17 protein-coding genes and 1 pseudogene are annotated in these 14,805 nt (G+C 71.6%); 10 read left to right on the top strand and 8 right to left on the bottom strand.

Features of this window, described 5'->3' with window-relative positions; genetic code table 11:
* Positions 1–363 (bottom strand): annotated as a pseudogene (locus tag LW587_RS16715) (cysteine rich repeat-containing protein); the annotation flags it as partial.
* 247 nt (positions 364–610) lie between these two features.
* Complete coding sequence (locus tag LW587_RS16720; RefSeq protein WP_232630729.1) at positions 611–787, bottom strand: hypothetical protein; 177 nt, start codon at positions 785–787, stop codon at positions 611–613.
* 172 nt (positions 788–959) lie between these two features.
* Between LW587_RS16720 and LW587_RS16725 the strand changes: the two genes are divergently transcribed.
* The 6 genes from LW587_RS16725 (at position 960) to LW587_RS16750 (ending at position 6,845) form a co-directional block, all read left to right on the top strand.
* Complete coding sequence (locus LW587_RS16725) at positions 960–2,231, top strand: glycosyltransferase family 4 protein (protein ID WP_232630730.1); 1,272 nt, start codon at positions 960–962, stop codon at positions 2,229–2,231.
* Between the two features lie 274 nt (positions 2,232–2,505).
* Positions 2,506–2,859, top strand: a complete 354-nt coding sequence (locus tag LW587_RS16730; protein WP_232630731.1) for a phasin — start codon at positions 2,506–2,508, stop codon at positions 2,857–2,859.
* A gap of 236 nt (positions 2,860–3,095) precedes the next feature.
* A complete protein-coding gene (locus tag LW587_RS16735; protein ID WP_232630732.1) occupies positions 3,096–3,923 on the top strand; it encodes a Phasin in 828 nt (275 codons plus the stop codon).
* A 90-nt stretch (positions 3,924–4,013) separates the two neighbouring features.
* Complete coding sequence (locus LW587_RS16740; RefSeq protein ID WP_232630733.1) at positions 4,014–5,450, top strand: DegQ family serine endoprotease; 1,437 nt, start codon at positions 4,014–4,016, stop codon at positions 5,448–5,450.
* Between the two features lie 13 nt (positions 5,451–5,463).
* Positions 5,464–6,417 carry an alginate O-acetyltransferase AlgX-related protein gene (locus LW587_RS16745; protein WP_232630734.1) on the top strand — a complete coding sequence of 318 codons (954 nt, stop codon included), beginning with the start codon at positions 5,464–5,466 and terminating at the stop codon, positions 6,415–6,417.
* Positions 6,418–6,599: 182 nt separating this feature from the next.
* Complete coding sequence (locus tag LW587_RS16750; RefSeq protein WP_232630735.1) at positions 6,600–6,845, top strand: hypothetical protein; 246 nt, start codon at positions 6,600–6,602, stop codon at positions 6,843–6,845.
* A 144-nt stretch (positions 6,846–6,989) separates the two neighbouring features.
* On the opposite strand, the gene LW587_RS16755 is transcribed toward LW587_RS16750, so the two are convergent.
* On the bottom strand, positions 6,990–7,220 hold the full coding sequence (locus LW587_RS16755) for a hypothetical protein (RefSeq protein ID WP_232630736.1): 231 nt from the start codon (positions 7,218–7,220) through the stop codon (positions 6,990–6,992).
* A 401-nt stretch (positions 7,221–7,621) separates the two neighbouring features.
* Between LW587_RS16755 and LW587_RS16760 the strand changes: the two genes are divergently transcribed.
* Entirely contained in the window at positions 7,622–8,938 is a 1,317-nt protein-coding gene (locus LW587_RS16760; protein ID WP_232630765.1) for a hemolysin family protein, read from the top strand.
* A gap of 10 nt (positions 8,939–8,948) precedes the next feature.
* Positions 8,949–9,662, top strand: coding sequence for an NAD-dependent deacylase (locus LW587_RS16765; RefSeq protein WP_232630737.1), 714 nt, complete (start codon positions 8,949–8,951; stop codon positions 9,660–9,662).
* Between the two features lie 156 nt (positions 9,663–9,818).
* Here the strand turns inward: LW587_RS16765 and LW587_RS16770 are convergent, their stop codons facing one another.
* Both LW587_RS16770 and LW587_RS16775 read right to left on the bottom strand, forming a co-directional pair.
* The gene (locus LW587_RS16770; RefSeq protein WP_232630738.1) at positions 9,819–10,172 is read right to left on the bottom strand and encodes a hypothetical protein; all 354 of its coding nucleotides are present in this window, start codon (positions 10,170–10,172) and stop codon (positions 9,819–9,821) included.
* Positions 10,173–10,325: 153 nt separating this feature from the next.
* On the bottom strand, positions 10,326–11,354 hold the full coding sequence (locus LW587_RS16775) for an alpha/beta hydrolase (protein WP_232630766.1): 1,029 nt from the start codon (positions 11,352–11,354) through the stop codon (positions 10,326–10,328).
* Positions 11,355–11,627: 273 nt separating this feature from the next.
* Here LW587_RS16775 and meaB point away from each other — a divergent pair, with 273 nt between their 5' ends.
* Both meaB and LW587_RS24245 read left to right on the top strand, forming a co-directional pair.
* Positions 11,628–12,632: a methylmalonyl Co-A mutase-associated GTPase MeaB gene (gene meaB, locus LW587_RS16780; protein ID WP_442919158.1), complete on the top strand. Its 1,005-nt coding sequence runs from the start codon at positions 11,628–11,630 to the stop codon at positions 12,630–12,632.
* Positions 12,633–12,639: 7 nt separating this feature from the next.
* A complete protein-coding gene (locus LW587_RS24245) occupies positions 12,640–12,828 on the top strand; it encodes a hypothetical protein (RefSeq protein ID WP_442919159.1) in 189 nt (62 codons plus the stop codon).
* On the opposite strand, the gene LW587_RS16790 is transcribed toward LW587_RS24245, so the two are convergent.
* From LW587_RS16790 to LW587_RS16800, 3 genes are all read right to left on the bottom strand, one after another.
* Positions 12,823–13,314 carry a GNAT family N-acetyltransferase gene (locus LW587_RS16790; protein WP_232630740.1) on the bottom strand — a complete coding sequence of 164 codons (492 nt, stop codon included), beginning with the start codon at positions 13,312–13,314 and terminating at the stop codon, positions 12,823–12,825. The genes LW587_RS24245 and LW587_RS16790 overlap by 6 nt on opposite strands.
* Before the next feature lie 35 nt (positions 13,315–13,349).
* On the bottom strand, positions 13,350–13,802 hold the full coding sequence (locus tag LW587_RS16795) for a GAF domain-containing protein (RefSeq protein WP_332839841.1): 453 nt from the start codon (positions 13,800–13,802) through the stop codon (positions 13,350–13,352).
* 133 nt (positions 13,803–13,935) lie between these two features.
* The gene (locus tag LW587_RS16800; protein WP_232630742.1) at positions 13,936–14,754 is read right to left on the bottom strand and encodes a DUF3750 domain-containing protein; all 819 of its coding nucleotides are present in this window, start codon (positions 14,752–14,754) and stop codon (positions 13,936–13,938) included.
* Positions 14,755–14,805 lie beyond the last annotated feature (51 nt).

Raw genomic sequence — 14,805 nt, forward strand, 5'->3', positions numbered from 1 at the left:
CCGGGGCTCCGCCGCCGTGGCCACGCGGCGTTCCCCATCGGCCCGGGCCGTCCGCGCCGGGGCTGGGGCGTCCCGGGGTCGGGCGACCGCTTGCGCCGGGCGCGGCGCGGAGGCCGGCGCCGGCGCGGTCGCCGTGCGGGCAGCGGCCGAGCCCTCGTCCAGCATGGCACGGCAGGCACCGCTGAGCCGGTCGCGCTCGCGCTGGAGACAGGCCGCGACCCGGCCCGGATCGGGGATCGACGAGGCGCAGAGCCGGATCGCATCCGGCCCGCAGGCCGCGCGCTGGGCTTCGGTGCCTTGCGCCCAAGCCGGCGTCGCGGCGAGCAACGGCAGGATCAGGGCCACCTTCGGGATGATCGTCATGCGCATACCCTCGGTTCGATGATGAACGGGTCCGCGCCCGGACCGAACGGCCCCGGGCGCGACGCCGCCGCGCTGTCCGGAGCGCGGCGACGGGGCCGCCCAGGTGACCATAAAACCGGTCCGGGGGGCAAATGCGGGGATCGCCGGTATCCGAAAGACGCGGGCCGACGCCGACGCCTCGCCCGGCACGCGGGGGTCACGATGGCGGCAGCGCGCCGGACTCGCAGAACCCGCGGGCTGCCGCGCCTCACTTCGTGATCTTCACCGAAACCGGATCGCTCGACGGGAAGGTCTCTTCCAGCGCTTCGTCGAGACGTTCGTTCGCCTTTTCCTGGCTGTTCTCGGGATGGGCCTTGTCGCCCTTGCCGTCCTGGCGGAAGCCGGCGGCCTTGGGATCGTCCTTCTCAACGCTCTTGTCGGTCACGGGTACCTCACTCGGGGGTTCGATCGCCGCGCCCTGCACGGCGGAGATGTGGGACCAACGCGGGCGACGGCCCGGGTGTTTCGTCCGGATCGGACGCGTTTACCGGCCGGCAGGCCGGATCGGGTAGCGTCGAGGTTCGGCGCCGCGCGGCGCTTCCCGGGCGGAGCCGCCGATGCATGTCGTGATTCTCGCCGAGTTCGCCGCCGCGAGCGGGGGCGCCGAGAAGGTGGCGGTCGAGTCCGCCCGCGGCCTCGCGGAAGCCGGGGTGGAGGTCACCTACATCCAGGGCGTGAGCGGCCCCGCCGACGCGCTCCTCGATCACCCCCGCCTGCGCCGCATCGATCTCGCCCTGCCGGACGTGTGGTCCCTGCCGGCGTGGCGCGGCGCCGCGACGGGGATCTGGCATGCGGAGGCCGCCCGGCGCCTGTCCGCCGTGCTCGGGGCCCTGCCGGAGCCGGCCGATTGCCTGCACCTGCACCAGTGGACGCGCACCCTCTCACCCGCCGTTCTGCCGGTGCTGCGGGGCTATCCGGCGCCCTTGGTGCTGACGCTCCACGACTACTTCCTCGCCTGCCCGAACGGCGTCTATTACCGCTTCGACCGGGCCGAGCCCTGCGCCCTCTCCCCCCTCTCCGCGCGCTGCCTCACCGCCCCCTGCGATCCCAAGAGCCGGCTGCACAAGGCGGTGCGGGTCGGGCGGTCCGTGGCGTTGCGGGCTGCGGCCGGAAGCGAGCCCCTCGACGTCATCCATGTCTGCGATGCCAGCCGCGCCCGCATGCCAGGACTGCTCGGGGCCTTGCGCCTGCGCCATCACCGGATCGACAACCCCGTGCGGGTGGCGCCCGGCCTCCCGGCCGAGCCCGCGAACGGCCAGGCGATCGCCTATGTCGGCCGGCTGACCGCGGAGAAGGGAGCGGATCTCGTGGCCGAGGCCGCAGGCCGGGCGGGCCTGCCGGCGCTGTTCATCGGGGCGGGCCCGCTGGAGGATTCCCTGCGTGCCGGGGGTGCCGAGGTGATCGGCTGGCGCAGCCCGGACGAGGTCGCGACGATTCTCCGGGCGCGGGCCCGGGCGGTCTGCGCGCCCTCACGCTGGTACGAGACCGGCCCGCTCACGGTCTACGAGGCCCTGGCCCAGGGCCTTCCGGTGGTGGCCTCGACTCGGTCCGGCGCCGCCGAGAAGGTCCGCCACGGGGAGACCGGCCTCGTCGTCGAGCCCGAGTTCGAAGCCCTGGCGCAGGCCTTCCGGGCGCTGCGGGACGACGCCTTGGTGGCCCGACTCGGTAGAGCCGCCCACGCGGCCTACTGGCAGGCGCCGCCGACCCTGGCGGCGCATGCCGACGCCCTCCTCGGGCTGTACCGGCAGCTCGCGGAGGATCGCCGTTCGCGGCACTGCGGCAGCGCGCCGACGCATCTGCGGGAGATCTCCCCCGCATCCGCCCCGTGAGCGCACCGTCAGCGGTTGGCGGAGCGCGCCATTCATCACTATAATGCGTCGAACCACAACATAGGTAGCAGGACGCTGCCAGGGCCCTCAGCCTATATTCCTAGCTGTGTCAGGGGCTTATCGACCGATGGCGTCGATCACGATTTGGTTCCCCCGCCTTCTTGACTTTTATGTTGCACTGCAACATACGGGTTTCGGGCCGGTCATCTGAACGGAAGGGCCCCGCTTCCTGAGCGGCGCCACCATCTCCCGGTCCTGACGACAGGAGAGCGATATGAGCACCCCGAATTTCGAGATCCCCGCTGAGTTCCGCGATTTCGCCGACAAGAGCGTCGATCAGGCTCGCAACGCCTTCGGCACCCTCCTGAACGGCGCCGTGAAGACCTCCGAGCAGCTCCGCAGCTCCGCCACCACGGTTCAATCCGCCCTGTACTCGGCCGTGCTGAAGGGTCTCGACCACGCCAAGACGAACGCCGACGCCACGTTCGACTACGCCCAGCGCATCGTCCGCTCGAAGGATCCCAAGGAGGCCTTCGAGATCCAGTCGGAGTTCGTGAAGTCCCAGTTCGCCGCTTTCCAGGCCCAGGCCAAGGAATACGGCGCCCTCGCTCAGAGCGCCGCCCGCTGATCGGGTTCTGTCCCGGCTGCGGCCGGGACGCGACGGCATGACGGTTCGGGATCCTGACCCAGGGTCCCCGAAGCGTCATGCCACGACGCTATGCTCTCCTGCGGCGCTCCGGACTCTGTCCGGAGTCGCCCGAGAGCCATGGGTATCGAACGAGGAGAGGTTTCATGTCGTCGAGCCGCCGCAGAGGACGTTCACCGGGATCGCCCGCCGCGGGCACTCCCTCTCCCGCCCAAGACGTGGCGCCGACCCCCGAGATTGCGCACGAGACCCCCGAGGCGGTCGAGCACGCGGCCTCCTCCGTCGCGACGCCGGAGGAAGCGCCCGCCGCCATCGAGGCGAGCGACGCGTCGTCGGAATCCCCGGTTGAGGCCCCGGCCGACCATCCGGCTTCGGACGAGCCCTCCGTCGTGGAAGAGCCCGTCGTGGAAGAAACCGCCCCGGAAGAGCTCGCCCCGGAAGAGCCCGTTCAGGCGCTCGCCGAGCCGGCCGTCGAGGCCGCCGAGAGCGTGACCGAGACGGCGTCGGAGGTCGTGACCGCGTCGGTGGAGCAGACGGCCGAGGCCGCGTCGAGCAGCGTCGCGCAGACGACCGAGGCGGTCGCTGAGACCGTCGAGCAGACCAGCGCGGCGGTGTCGGATGCCGCCGAACTGTCGACCGAGGTCGCGGCGCAGGCCACTGAGGTCACGGCCGAGACCGTGACGGACGTCGCCGAGGCGGCCACCGAACCGGCGGTGGCGGTGACCCATGCGGTCGTCGAGACCGTCTCGTTCGCCACCGACAAGGCCTTCGAATCGCCGAAGGGCGTGCACATCGGCGCGAACTTCGTGTTCGTCCCGACACTGGCGCCCCTCACCGAGATCAACCAGACCCTGCTGGCTTTCGCCCGCGGCGAGGGTGAAGCCGCGGTGGCGCATTTCCAGGCTCTGACCCGGGCCAAGTCCCCGGCGGAGGCGATCCGGCTCCAGGTGACCGAGATCCAGCGGGCGGCGGACGCCTCGCTGACCTGCTTCAGCCACATCCTGCGCAGCGCCAACCCCTTCGGCGATACCGCCCGCTGGCACTGAACCCGGCTTGGGGCGCGGCGGCCTCTCGCCCGCCGTGCCCGCCGGGGCTACATAGCCCGGATCGTACCTGTGTCTTCCGGGAGACCCGCCATGCCCCTCTCGCCGCTTCTGCCGGCCGGCCTGCTGTCCGCGCTTCTGCTCGCGGCCCCCGCCGCCGCCCAGATGGCGCAGACGCCCGAGAAGACCGTCCCCCTCTCGAAGGGCGAGATTCAACTCTCCTTCGCCCCGGTGGTGAAGCGGGCGGCCCCGTCCGTCGTCAACGTCTACGCCTCGCATGTCGAGAAGCGCACCGCGCGGTCCAGCGCCATGGACGAGTTCATGCGCCGCTTCTTCGGCGAGGATCGCCCGGGCCGCGGCCCCTCGGGCATGCCGGGCGAGCGGGCCCAGCGCTCCCTCGGCTCGGGGGTGATCGTCGATGGCAGCGGCCTCGTCATCACCAACAACCACGTCATCGAGAACATGAACGAGGTGAAGGTCGCTCTCGCCGACAAGCGCGAGTTCGAGGCCCAGATCGTGCTGCGCGACCCGCGCACCGACCTCGCCGTGCTGAAGATCAAGACGCCCGCCGACATCGCGCCCATGCCGATCGGCGATTCCGACCATCTCGAGGTCGGGGACGTGGTGCTGGCGATCGGCAACCCCTTCGGCGTCGGCCAGACGGTGACGCAAGGCATCATCTCGGCGCTGGCCCGCACCCAGGTCGGCTCCTCGGACTACCAGTTCTTCATCCAGACCGACGCGGCGATCAATCCGGGCAATTCCGGCGGCGCGCTGGTCGATCTCCAGGGCCGCCTCGTCGGGGTCAACACCGCGATCTACTCGCAATCCGGCGGCAGCCACGGCATCGGTTTCGCGATTCCCGCGAGCATGATCCGCGCCGTGGTCGACACCGCCAAGGGCGGCGGCAGTCTCGTACGCCGCCCCTGGCTCGGGGCGCGGGTGCAGAGCGTGACCGCCGACATCGCCGAGAGCGTCGGCCTCGACCGACCGACCGGCGTGCTGGTGGCCAACATGCAGGCCAAGAGTCCGGCCGAGGAGGCAGGCCTGAAGCGGGGCGACGTGATCCTCACCATCGACGGGCAGGGCGTCGATGATCCGGACTCCTTCGGCTACCGCTTCGCCCTCAAGGGCATCTCCGGCACCGCCCAGTTCGGCATCCTGCGCGGCACCCGGCGCCAGACCCTTCAGGTCAAGCTCGGCCCCGCCCCGGAGACCCGCCCGCGCGACGCCCTCAAGGTCCGGGCCCGGACTCCCTTCGCGGGGGCGACCCTCGTCAACACCTCGCCCGCGGTCGGCGAGGAGTTGCAGGCCGACCTTCCCGAGGAAGGCGTGGCGATCAGTGCCGTCGAGGAAGGGTCGCTCGCCAACCGCGCCGGCTTCAAGAAGGGCGACGTGATCGTGGCGGTGAACGGAACCCCGGTTGCCTCGACCAAGGACCTCGACCGGTTGACCCAGCGCAGCTTCGGCCTGTGGGAGGTCTCGATCAACCGCGGCGGCGAGGTGCTCACCTCCGTCTTCGGAGGCTGAGGGCACCGCTCTCATGGCGGACCTTGGGGACGAGCACGTCCATGTCGGGCGTGAAGGCTGGCTGTTCCTGACCGCCGGCAGCAACAACGTCGTCGGGCAGTTCAGCCGCTCCGGCTTCATGCGGCGGCGGGTGCGGGGCTGGAAGCGCCTCGTGGTGGAGCGGGTCCGGCGCTGCGAGACGCTCGGTGCTCGCTACCTTCACGTGGTCGTGCCGGAGAAGCTGTCCGTCTACGATCACCGGCTCGCCCCCGGCCTGCGGGTGGCGGTGCGCCTCTCTCCGGCCCTGCGCCTGCGCCGGTCCCTGTTCTGGCACCGGACCGCCCGCCGCGCCTGCCTCGACCTCGTCACGGCGTTCCGGGCGGCGCGGGACGAACGCGACCTCTACCATCGCACCGACAGCCACTGGTCGTTCGAGGGCTGCGATCTGGCCCACCGCCTGATCTGCGCGGCGGTCGGTGCCGAGCCGGGGGATCTGTCGGTCGAGCCGGACCAATGGATGGAGCGCGCGGGCGACCTCGGCGACAAGTTCGATCCGCCGGTGACGGAATCCTGGCCGATCCGCACCCTGCCGATGCGGGCCGAGCGGGTACATGCCAGCCCGATCGTGCAAGTGCGCGAGCAGGCGGGCCGCGCCGAGACGCTCCATGTCGGCGCCCACGTGATCTTCCGCAATCGCGCGGAGGGGGTCGATCCGCGCCGCGTGGTGCTGTTCGGCGATTCCTATTCCCACTTCGCGCCGATCCTGCTCACGGCTCACCTGACCCAGAGCTTCGCCGAGGTGCATTTCCTGTGGTCGTCCTCCCTCGACTGGGGCTACCTCGAGCGTGTCCGGCCGGACATCGTGATCGGACAGATGGCCGAGCGCTTCATGTTCCGGGTGCCCGACGACCGTTTCGACCTCGAGGCCTATGCGAAGGAGCGCTTCGGCGCCGAACTGGCGCAAGCCGGTCTCGCGGCCGAGCCGTGAGCCGCGCCCCGGCACAGTCCGGAGCGCCCGGCAGAGTCCGTTTAGCCTGACCTGAAAATGTTTCGTGCGCGGCGCCCGACGCAACATCCCCATGTGCGCTGGCGCAATGCGTCCGAAACCTGACGCGCCTATCCCTAGCCCCAGACGAGAGCCGAAAAGGCTCCGAGCAAGGGGTGGACATCATGCGGGACGTTCTCAAGATCGTGGTGGCGGGTTCGGTGCTGACGGCCTACGCCGTGCTCGTGCCCTCGATGGTGGAAGCGGTGCCGGCGCCCGCGGGCAAGGCCTTCACCCAGCGCCTGCCCCAGGCCGGCGGCGCGGTGCCGGTGAGCGCCCGCCTCTCCGCTTCGGACACGGTCGAGACCCGCGTGTTCGTCGCCCGCCGGCCGCTCGTCAGCGGCGTCTCGACCAGCGGAGCCGCATGGTGACCACCGCGGACGCGCCCCTCCTCGCCGCGGTGTTCGTCGCCGGCCTTGGCCTGGCCGCCCTGCTCAACACCCTCCTGGCCTGAATTCCGTCGTCAGGGCGGCGGGTGTTTCGCGACCTGCTGCTTCCATCCCCTCCCGAGATTCTCAGCTCGCCGCGAAGGCGAGGGCGCGCGGATTGCCGTGCAAGCCCGCGCAGAGGTCGTCGACTTCCGTCACGTCGAGCGCGTCTCCGCTGCTGGCCGCGATGGTGTCGATGAGGTCGTCCTTCCGGGGGTCGAACGGGTGACCCTGCATCCGGTAGAACTGATAATAGCGCAACGCCGCCAGCAGCGTGTCACGCTCGCGGGCGGTCACGGTGAGGTTCTGCGTGGTCATGGGATTCCCCTTGGCTTGCAACGAACGCTTGGGCGAGGCCGCGCGCGACTCGCCAAGCTTGGCCGTTGTAACCCCACGAGGTGAGTCCCGTCCATGTGAGCGGGTCGGCGCGCTCCCGCATCGTCCTCGAACCGAGCGATCCCGGATCCGCCCCGCCTGACGCCGGATCGGGGAACGCGCCTGTGCCTTCGCGCGGTTCGGGCGCTCCTCCGGGCCCGGGAATGGTCCGATGGGATGATCCGGCGGGATGATCGGGGCGGCCTCGGACCGATCACGGGATCGGCGCGGGCGCGCGCCGGGAATCCCGCTGGACCTCTTTCCCCGCTCCCGGGTTCGGCCTTAATGCTCGCTGCCGCCGACGCGAGCGGCGAGCGGGTGCGGCATGGCCCCGGGAGGGCGCGATTTCGGACGGTTTCTGGTCTCCGGCGCTCGGCCTCTTCGCGGTCGTCGCCCTCGTCCTCGCCAACGGCTTCTTCGTCGCGGCGGAATTTTCCCTCGTCGCGGTGCGACGCAGCCGAATCGCCGAACTCGTCAACGAGGGCCGACTCAACGCGAAGGCGCTCCAGCGCGCCACCGACCGGCTCGACGCGCATCTTGCCGCGACGCAACTCGGCATCACGATCTCGTCCCTGGCCCTCGGCTGGGTCGGCGAGCCGGCGCTCGCCCACTTGGTCGAGCCGGCCTTCTTCTGGCTGCCCGAGACGGCCGCCGGCATCACGGCCCACACGATCGCCGTGGCGGTGGCCTTCCTGATCATCACGACGCTACACATCGTTCTCGGCGAACTCGCCCCGAAGAGCCTCGCGCTCCAGCGCAGCGAGCGCACGGCGCTGGTGATCGTGCGGCCCCTCACCCTGTTCCTGCTCGTCTTCGGGCCGGCGATCCACTTCCTCAACGGGCTCGGCAACGGCGTGCTGCGGCTGATCGGCCTACGCCCCGGCGAGGGCGAAGGCCACCTGCCCTCCCCGGCCGAACTGAGCCTTCTCGTCACCGCGAGCCACGAGGCCGGCCTGCTGCACGAGGCGCAGGAGGACGCGGTCGCGCGGATCCTGGCCATCGGCGAGCGGCGCATCCGCGAGATCATGACGCCGCGCAACGAGGTCGACTGGGTCGATCTCGATGACAGCCAAGAGGCGATGATCGAGGCGGTGCGCGCCTGCCGCCACGAGCAGATCGTGGTGAGCCGCTCGCAGATCGACGATGTGGTCGGCGTCCTGCGCAAGCAGGACCTGCTCGATCAGGTTCTCGACGGCAAGACCCTCGACATGAAGGCCGCCACCCGCGAGCCCATCGTCGTCCACGAGGGTCTGGCGATCCTCAAGGTGCTGGAGATGTTCCAGACCAAGCCGGTGCGCATGGCGATCGTGGTGGACGAGTACGGGAGCCTGGAGGGCATCGTCACCCAGACCGACCTCCTCGAGGCCATGGCCGGCGAGATCCCCGAGCCCGGCGAGGAGAAGATGGTGGTGGAGCGCGAGGACGGCTCGCTGCTCATCGACGGGATGATGCCGGTCGGCGACGCCCTGGACCGCCTCGGCTTCTCCGACAAACCGCGCTCGGACGACTTCTCGACCCTCGCGGGCTTCGTCATCGTGCAGCTCGGCCGCATCCCCACCGAGGGCGACGCGATCGAGGTGCAGGGCTGGCGCATCGAGGTGATCGACATGGACGGACGGCGCATCGACAAGGTGCTGGCCCAGCGGCTGGCGGAGGCGTGACCGTTCTCGGATGCGTGCGGACTCGCTCTTCATCCTGACGGGCGCCGGCATCTCGGCCGAGAGCGGGCTCGGCACGTTCCGCGACCGGGGCGGGATCTGGAGCCGGTTCGATCCGATGCGGCTGGCGACGCCCGAAGCCTTCGCCGCCGAACCGGTTCTGGTGCACGAATTCTACAACCTGCGCCGCCGCAACGCGCGGGAGGCCAGGCCGAACCCGGCCCACGCGGCCCTGGCGCGGCTCGAAGCGGGGCTGTCGCAGGCGGGCGGCCGGCTGTTCCTGTGCACGCAGAACGTCGACGACCTGCACGAGCGCGCCGGCTCCCGCGCCGTCGTCCACATGCACGGCGAATTGGCCAAGGCCCGCTGCCTCTCCTGTGAAGCCGTGCATCCCTGGGAGGACGACCTCTCCGTCGACACGCCGTGTCCCGCTTGCGGGCGGAGCGGCGGGATGCGGCCGGACGTGGTGTGGTTCGGCGAGATGCCCCATCATCTCGACGCCATCGACGCGGCGCTGGCGGCGGCCGACCGGTTCGTCGCGATCGGCACCTCGGGGGCGGTCTACCCGGCGGCGGGCTACGTCGCGCAGGCGCGCCAGCGCGGCATCCCGACCCTCGCCCTGAACCTGGAGGCCGCCGACAATGCCGGCCTGTTCGAGGCGACGCGGCTCGGACCCGCGAGCGTCACGGTGCCGGCCTTCGTCGCGGCGCTTCTCGACGGACGGTAACGGACGCTGCGGGGCCGGGATCGTCCCGGCTCCGCAGGCGCGACACGGATCATACCAAATCCGGTTGATCCCTTCGGGACGGCGGATTTGGGCTTCGCTCAAACGCCGCGCGGGCTTGCCTGATCCGGGCTCCGCCTTGATCGAGCGGAGCCCGGATCAGGCGTCGAGCTGGTCGTCGTCCTCGTCGTCGATATCGACCAGGAACACGATGTCGGCCTCGTCCTCCTCGCCGTCATCGGCATCGTCGTCGTTGGCCGAAGCGTGCTTCGGATCGGGCTCGAAATCGCCCTCGCCCTGATCGGCGGCGAGCGCCTCGTCGAATTCGTCGATTTCGTCCTGGCTGGCCGGGCGGACCTTGAGTTCGGAGGTGCCGTTCCAGATCGGGGTGCCGTCGACCGTCAGCGAGCGGATGTCTTCCTTGAAGCCGTCGCAGGTGAACAGGTCGCGGGCGGTCGCCTCGTCGCCGTTGATGACCGCGACGGCGGTGCCGTCGATCTCGAGGGTGAACATCGGCAGGATCCTCGTATGCGAGTGAGGCTCGGCGGGTCCCCGGGCCATCCCGGCGGGCCACGCCGCGCGCGCTTGTAGGCCGCTCGGGCCGGATTCGTCGATTGGCCCGTAACCCCTTTTCCCGACGTTCCGGTGAAGGTGGGGGCCCTGCGGCTAGGTTCCGCCCGCGCTGCCACGGGCGATGGCGCGTTTGACCACGCCCTGGACCTCCCGGTTCGACAGGAACAGGTCGTGGTTGAACAGGCCGCCGCCGTAATCCGAGGCGTCGGCCACCCGGACGCCGAGGGATTCCAGGCGCTCGCGGTCGGCAGCGCCGGCCCGCACCACGCCGCCGGCGATGGCGCCGGACAGTTCCAGGGCCCGGTCGTTGGTGGCCGAGATCACGGTGATGCGCTTGGCGTCGGGCCCGAGACGCTCGACCCCGCTGGCGAACAGGTCGATGTCGATGTCGGGCGCGGCGAGCACCACCGCGCCGATGCGGGCCACCGCCGCCTCCCCGACCTCGACCCGCAGCATCCGCAGGGTCTCGAGGGTCAGCAGGGTCCCCATCGAATGGGCGACGATGTGGATGCGCCCGCCGCTCGGCGTGGTGGCGAAGGCCTTGAGCAGGTCCTCGAAGGCGTCGCGCGACCAGAGCGCGCTCTCGCGATCGTAGCCGTAATCGAAGGTGGCGGCGGCCGAGGGCCACGTGAACAGGGCCGAGGCTCCGGAAAAGCGCACCCCGTCGGAGAGCCGCGCCGCGCTGACGGCCGCGGATTCGAAGCTCTCTCGGTAGCCGTGGACGTAGATCAGCACGTCGCGCCCGAAGGCGGCCTGGGCGAAGGCGGCGGCCGCGGCCGGTCCCGTCGTGACCTCCCCGACCGAGCGCACGCCCCAATCGCCCGAGACGACGGACGACACCTTGCCGATCAGCGAGCGGTCGGGCGCGGACATGCGGGCTTCGGCGAAGCTCAGGCCCCGGCCCCGGTCGGAACCGAAGAAGGGCGAGCGCGGCGGCGTCCCGGTCGCGGGCCGGCGGGTGGTGGCGACCAGTAGCACCGGGCTCACGTCCAGGGCCGATTGCGTCTCCGCGACGGTGCCGGTGGCGAGACCATCCATGACGCAGGCGGACAGGGCAGGCGCGAGAGCAGCAACGGTCGCGAAGCCGAGGAACGAGCGGCGGGTCGCGTCGGCGGATTCGATCGGCATGTCTGACCCCGGAAGACCGGCCGCGGACCGGCATCGGGCCGGAACGGGCCGTGTCCTCTGGCGCATGATCTTGACCGTGGCGGGGCACGAACGATTCTTCCTGTCCGCGCGCCTGACGCGACCCCTTTGCACACTCTCCTACCGGCCCGACCCGCGGCCGCCGCCTCCGCGGGGCATGGGGATGCCCGAAGGCCGGCGGCCATCACGCTCGAGCGATTGCCCGGGAACTTGCCGCGATGGGCCTCGACGCCGGAGGGCGACCCCGGCATGAAGGGCAGCATGAACGCCCCTGCCCTCCCCGACATGGACTCGATCCGCGAGCGGCTCCTCGCCGGAGACCGCGCGGCTCTGGCCCGCGCCATCACGCTGGCCGAGTCGCGCCGCGCCGATCACCGGGCGGCGGTGCGCGACCTGATCGACGCGGTGCTGCCGCGGACCGGGAACGCCATCCGTGTCGGCATCACCGGCGTGCCCGGGGTCGGCAAGTCCACCACGATCGATGCGCTGGGCTCTCTGCTGACCGAGGCCGGCCACAAGGTGGCAGTGCTCGCCGTGGATCCCTCCTCGACCCGCACCGGCGGCTCGATCCTCGGCGACAAGACGCGGATGGCCCGCCTCGCCCACGATCGCAACGCCTTCATCCGGCCCTCGCCCTCGTCGGGCACGCTCGGCGGCGTGGCGGCCAAGACCCGCGAGACCATGCTCCTGTGCGAGGCGGCGGGCTTCGATGTGATCCTCGTCGAGACGGTCGGCGTCGGCCAGTCGGAGACGGCGGTGGCGGACCTGACCGACTTCTTCCTGGTGCTGATGCTGCCGGGCGCCGGCGACGAGCTTCAGGGCATCAAGAAGGGCATCCTCGAACTCGCCGACATGATCGCGGTCAACAAGGCCGATGACGGCGAGGGTGAACGTCGGGCCAGCGCCGCGGCGTCCGAGTACCGCGCGGCGCTCCATATCCTCACGCCGGCCTCCGCCACCTGGACGCCGCCGGTGATCACCATCTCGGGCTTGCACGGCAAGGGGCTCGACGGGCTCTGGTCGCGGATCGAGGATCACCGCCAGAAGCTCACCGCGACGGGCGAGATCGAGAAGCGGCGCCGGGAGCAGGACGTGAAGTGGATGTGGGCGCTGGTCCACGAGCGGCTGCACCAGCGCCTCGTCGGCAGCGCCGAGGTGCGCAAGGCGACCGCGGCGGCGGAGAAATCGGTGGCCGCGGGCGAGCATTCCCCGGCGGCGGGCGCCCAGACCATCGCCGCGCTGATCGGGCTGTGACGCGGGCGTGAGCCGCCTGCTCGTCACCGGCTTCGGCCCGTTTCCCCGGGTGCCCGACAATCCGAGCGCCCGGGTGGCGCGGCGGCTCGCCGCCCTGCCGCGGCTGCGCCTCGTCCTCGCGGGGGCGGGCGGGGACCCGGCCGCCGCCCACCTCGCCGCGACCCTGCGCGCGGCCTTCGCCGACGGCGCGTCATAGGAAGCGATGCATCACCCACGCGTCGACCGGCCCGTGGACCGGATGGCGGAACACGCCGGGCAGACGACCCACCGCGACGAGGCCGAGGCTCGTCCACAGGGCCACCGCGCGGGTGTTCGTCGCGACCACGAGGTTGAACTGCATGGCCGAGAACCCGGCCGCGCGGGCCGCCTCGAAGGAGTGCAGGCCCATCGCCCGCGCGACGCCCCGGCCCTGCGCCTCGGGATGCGTCGCGTAGCTGCCGTTGGCGACGTGGTCGCCGGCCCCGCGCTGGTTGGCGCGCAGGTAATAGCTGCCGAGCACGCGGCCCTCGCCGGCCGCGACGAAGACCCGGTGATCCGGCGCGAACCACGCGGCGAGCGCCTGCTCCGCGGTCCCGTCGCGGGGCAGCGCAAACACCGCGCCGGCCCGCAGGATCGGCTCGAGGATCGCCCAGATCGCATCGCGGTCGGCGGGCGTGGCCGGGCGGATATGGAGGTCGGTCATCCGCGGGTCGTTCGTCAGGGGGAGCGGGCGGCCCGTCAATGGGAGGCGCCGGCCAGGACCGGCGGCCCCCGCAGGCGCGCCACGGCGTCCGCGGCCTGACGCGCGAGCGCCTCGATGCGGGCGGCCGCCGCCGCGTCGAGCAGGACCATGGCGCACCAATAGGCGCCGAGCGCCGCGAAGGGCTCGGGCGAGCCGATCGGAACCATGACGAGGCTGCGGATCGCCTTGCTGGCATAGGGCGCGACCGGCACCCGGGGATCGCGGGCGATGTCCGGGACGATCACCGTCTGGTCGTTCAGCATCGCCCAGCCCGAGACGCAGGCCTCGAGCGGGAAGCGGCAGCCCATCCACAGGGGCTCGACGGCATCCTCGGCGACGTAGACGCAGCTTCCCCCCTCCCGCAGCACGACGGCGATGCCGTCCGAGCCGGCGATGCGCCGGGCCGTCTGCCGCAGCACCGTGACGACCTCGTTCAGGGATCCGGCCATCGCCATCAGCTCGGCGGTCCGCTGCAGATGCGGATCGGAAGGGAAACGCTCGTCAACCATCCGCGCAGCCTAGACCGTTTGGCGCAGCTGTACAGGCGCCGGCCGCCGCACGGGCGACGCCGGCGGGTCATTCTCACCCGCCCTGCGGACCCTGCGGCAGGGCCGCCCGGGCGTTCGCGTCCGCCGCATCGGGCAAGAAATCGATCCGCCCCCAGCCCGGTAGCTTGAGGGCCGGGCGACGCCAGTCGAGGCCGGCCACGGCGCCGAGCAGGTTGATCTCCAACCCGTCGACCCAGCCGAGCGTGAGCCCGGCATAGCCCTGGAGCGACAGGCGCAGACCCGTGCCGCTCGGCGTGCGTTCGGCGAAGCGGCCGGTCGGCGTCCAATCCTTGCCGAGCGCCGTCGGCGGCAGCGGCACGTCGTTGTCGGGGATGCGGGCGACGATATGGGCCGCGAAGGTGTTCGAGTTCGGCCCCGGCCAAGCCCGGTACGAGCCGAGGCTGCGATGGGGATAGTCGGCCACCGCGGCCCGGATCTCGGGGATCGCCCGGGCCGCCGCCGCGCCGTCGAGGGCGAGCACCGGCTCCGGTGCATTGCCGAACCAGCGCCCGTCGGGGGCGTAGGCGTCGGTGCGCACCGGCGGCCCCCAGCCGACCACGTCGTAGCGGGTGTAGCGGGGCGCGCCCGCCTCCTTCACGACCACCCAGCTGTGATGGGCGAAGATGCCCCGCCAGCGTCCGACCCGGGCGGCGTAGACCCGCACCACCGCCTCCGGCTTGGCGGCGGCGGGCGGCAGCAGGCCCGCGCTCGACCAGTCGGCCGTCGACCAGGTCTCGGCGCGGCCGCCCTTGGCCGTCCACCAGAGGGCGTGGGTCGCAAGCGGGACGAGGAAGACAAGGACGAGACCGAGGAGGAGCAAGCGCAGGGTGGCGAACAGCATGTCGGCGATCATGGACGGCTTATGTCAGGACCGGCCCCGTCCCCGGCAAGCGCCGCTTTGCCG

This window comes from Methylobacterium sp. Leaf118 (genome assembly GCF_920984675.1).
Lineage (GTDB): Bacteria > Pseudomonadota > Alphaproteobacteria > Rhizobiales > Beijerinckiaceae > Methylobacterium.

Coding starts and splice junctions, on each gene's coding strand:
- LW587_RS16725 (WP_232630730.1), top strand. CDS start 960: ATGCATGTCGTGATTCTCGCCGAGTTCGCCGCCGCGAGCGGGGGCGCC.
- LW587_RS16730 (WP_232630731.1), top strand. CDS start 2,506: ATGAGCACCCCGAATTTCGAGATCCCCGCTGAGTTCCGCGATTTCGCC.
- LW587_RS16740 (WP_232630733.1), top strand. CDS start 4,014: ATGCCCCTCTCGCCGCTTCTGCCGGCCGGCCTGCTGTCCGCGCTTCTG.
- LW587_RS16745 (WP_232630734.1), top strand. CDS start 5,464: ATGGCGGACCTTGGGGACGAGCACGTCCATGTCGGGCGTGAAGGCTGG.
- LW587_RS16750 (WP_232630735.1), top strand. CDS start 6,600: ATGCGGGACGTTCTCAAGATCGTGGTGGCGGGTTCGGTGCTGACGGCC.
- LW587_RS16755 (WP_232630736.1), bottom strand. CDS start 7,220: ATGACCACGCAGAACCTCACCGTGACCGCCCGCGAGCGTGACACGCTG.
- LW587_RS16765 (WP_232630737.1), top strand. CDS start 8,949: ATGCGTGCGGACTCGCTCTTCATCCTGACGGGCGCCGGCATCTCGGCC.
- LW587_RS16770 (WP_232630738.1), bottom strand. CDS start 10,172: ATGTTCACCCTCGAGATCGACGGCACCGCCGTCGCGGTCATCAACGGC.
- meaB (WP_442919158.1), top strand. CDS start 11,628: ATGAAGGGCAGCATGAACGCCCCTGCCCTCCCCGACATGGACTCGATC.
- LW587_RS16790 (WP_232630740.1), bottom strand. CDS start 13,314: ATGACCGACCTCCATATCCGCCCGGCCACGCCCGCCGACCGCGATGCG.
- LW587_RS16795 (WP_332839841.1), bottom strand. CDS start 13,802: ATGGCCGGATCCCTGAACGAGGTCGTCACGGTGCTGCGGCAGACGGCC.
- LW587_RS16800 (WP_232630742.1), bottom strand. CDS start 14,754: ATGATCGCCGACATGCTGTTCGCCACCCTGCGCTTGCTCCTCCTCGGT.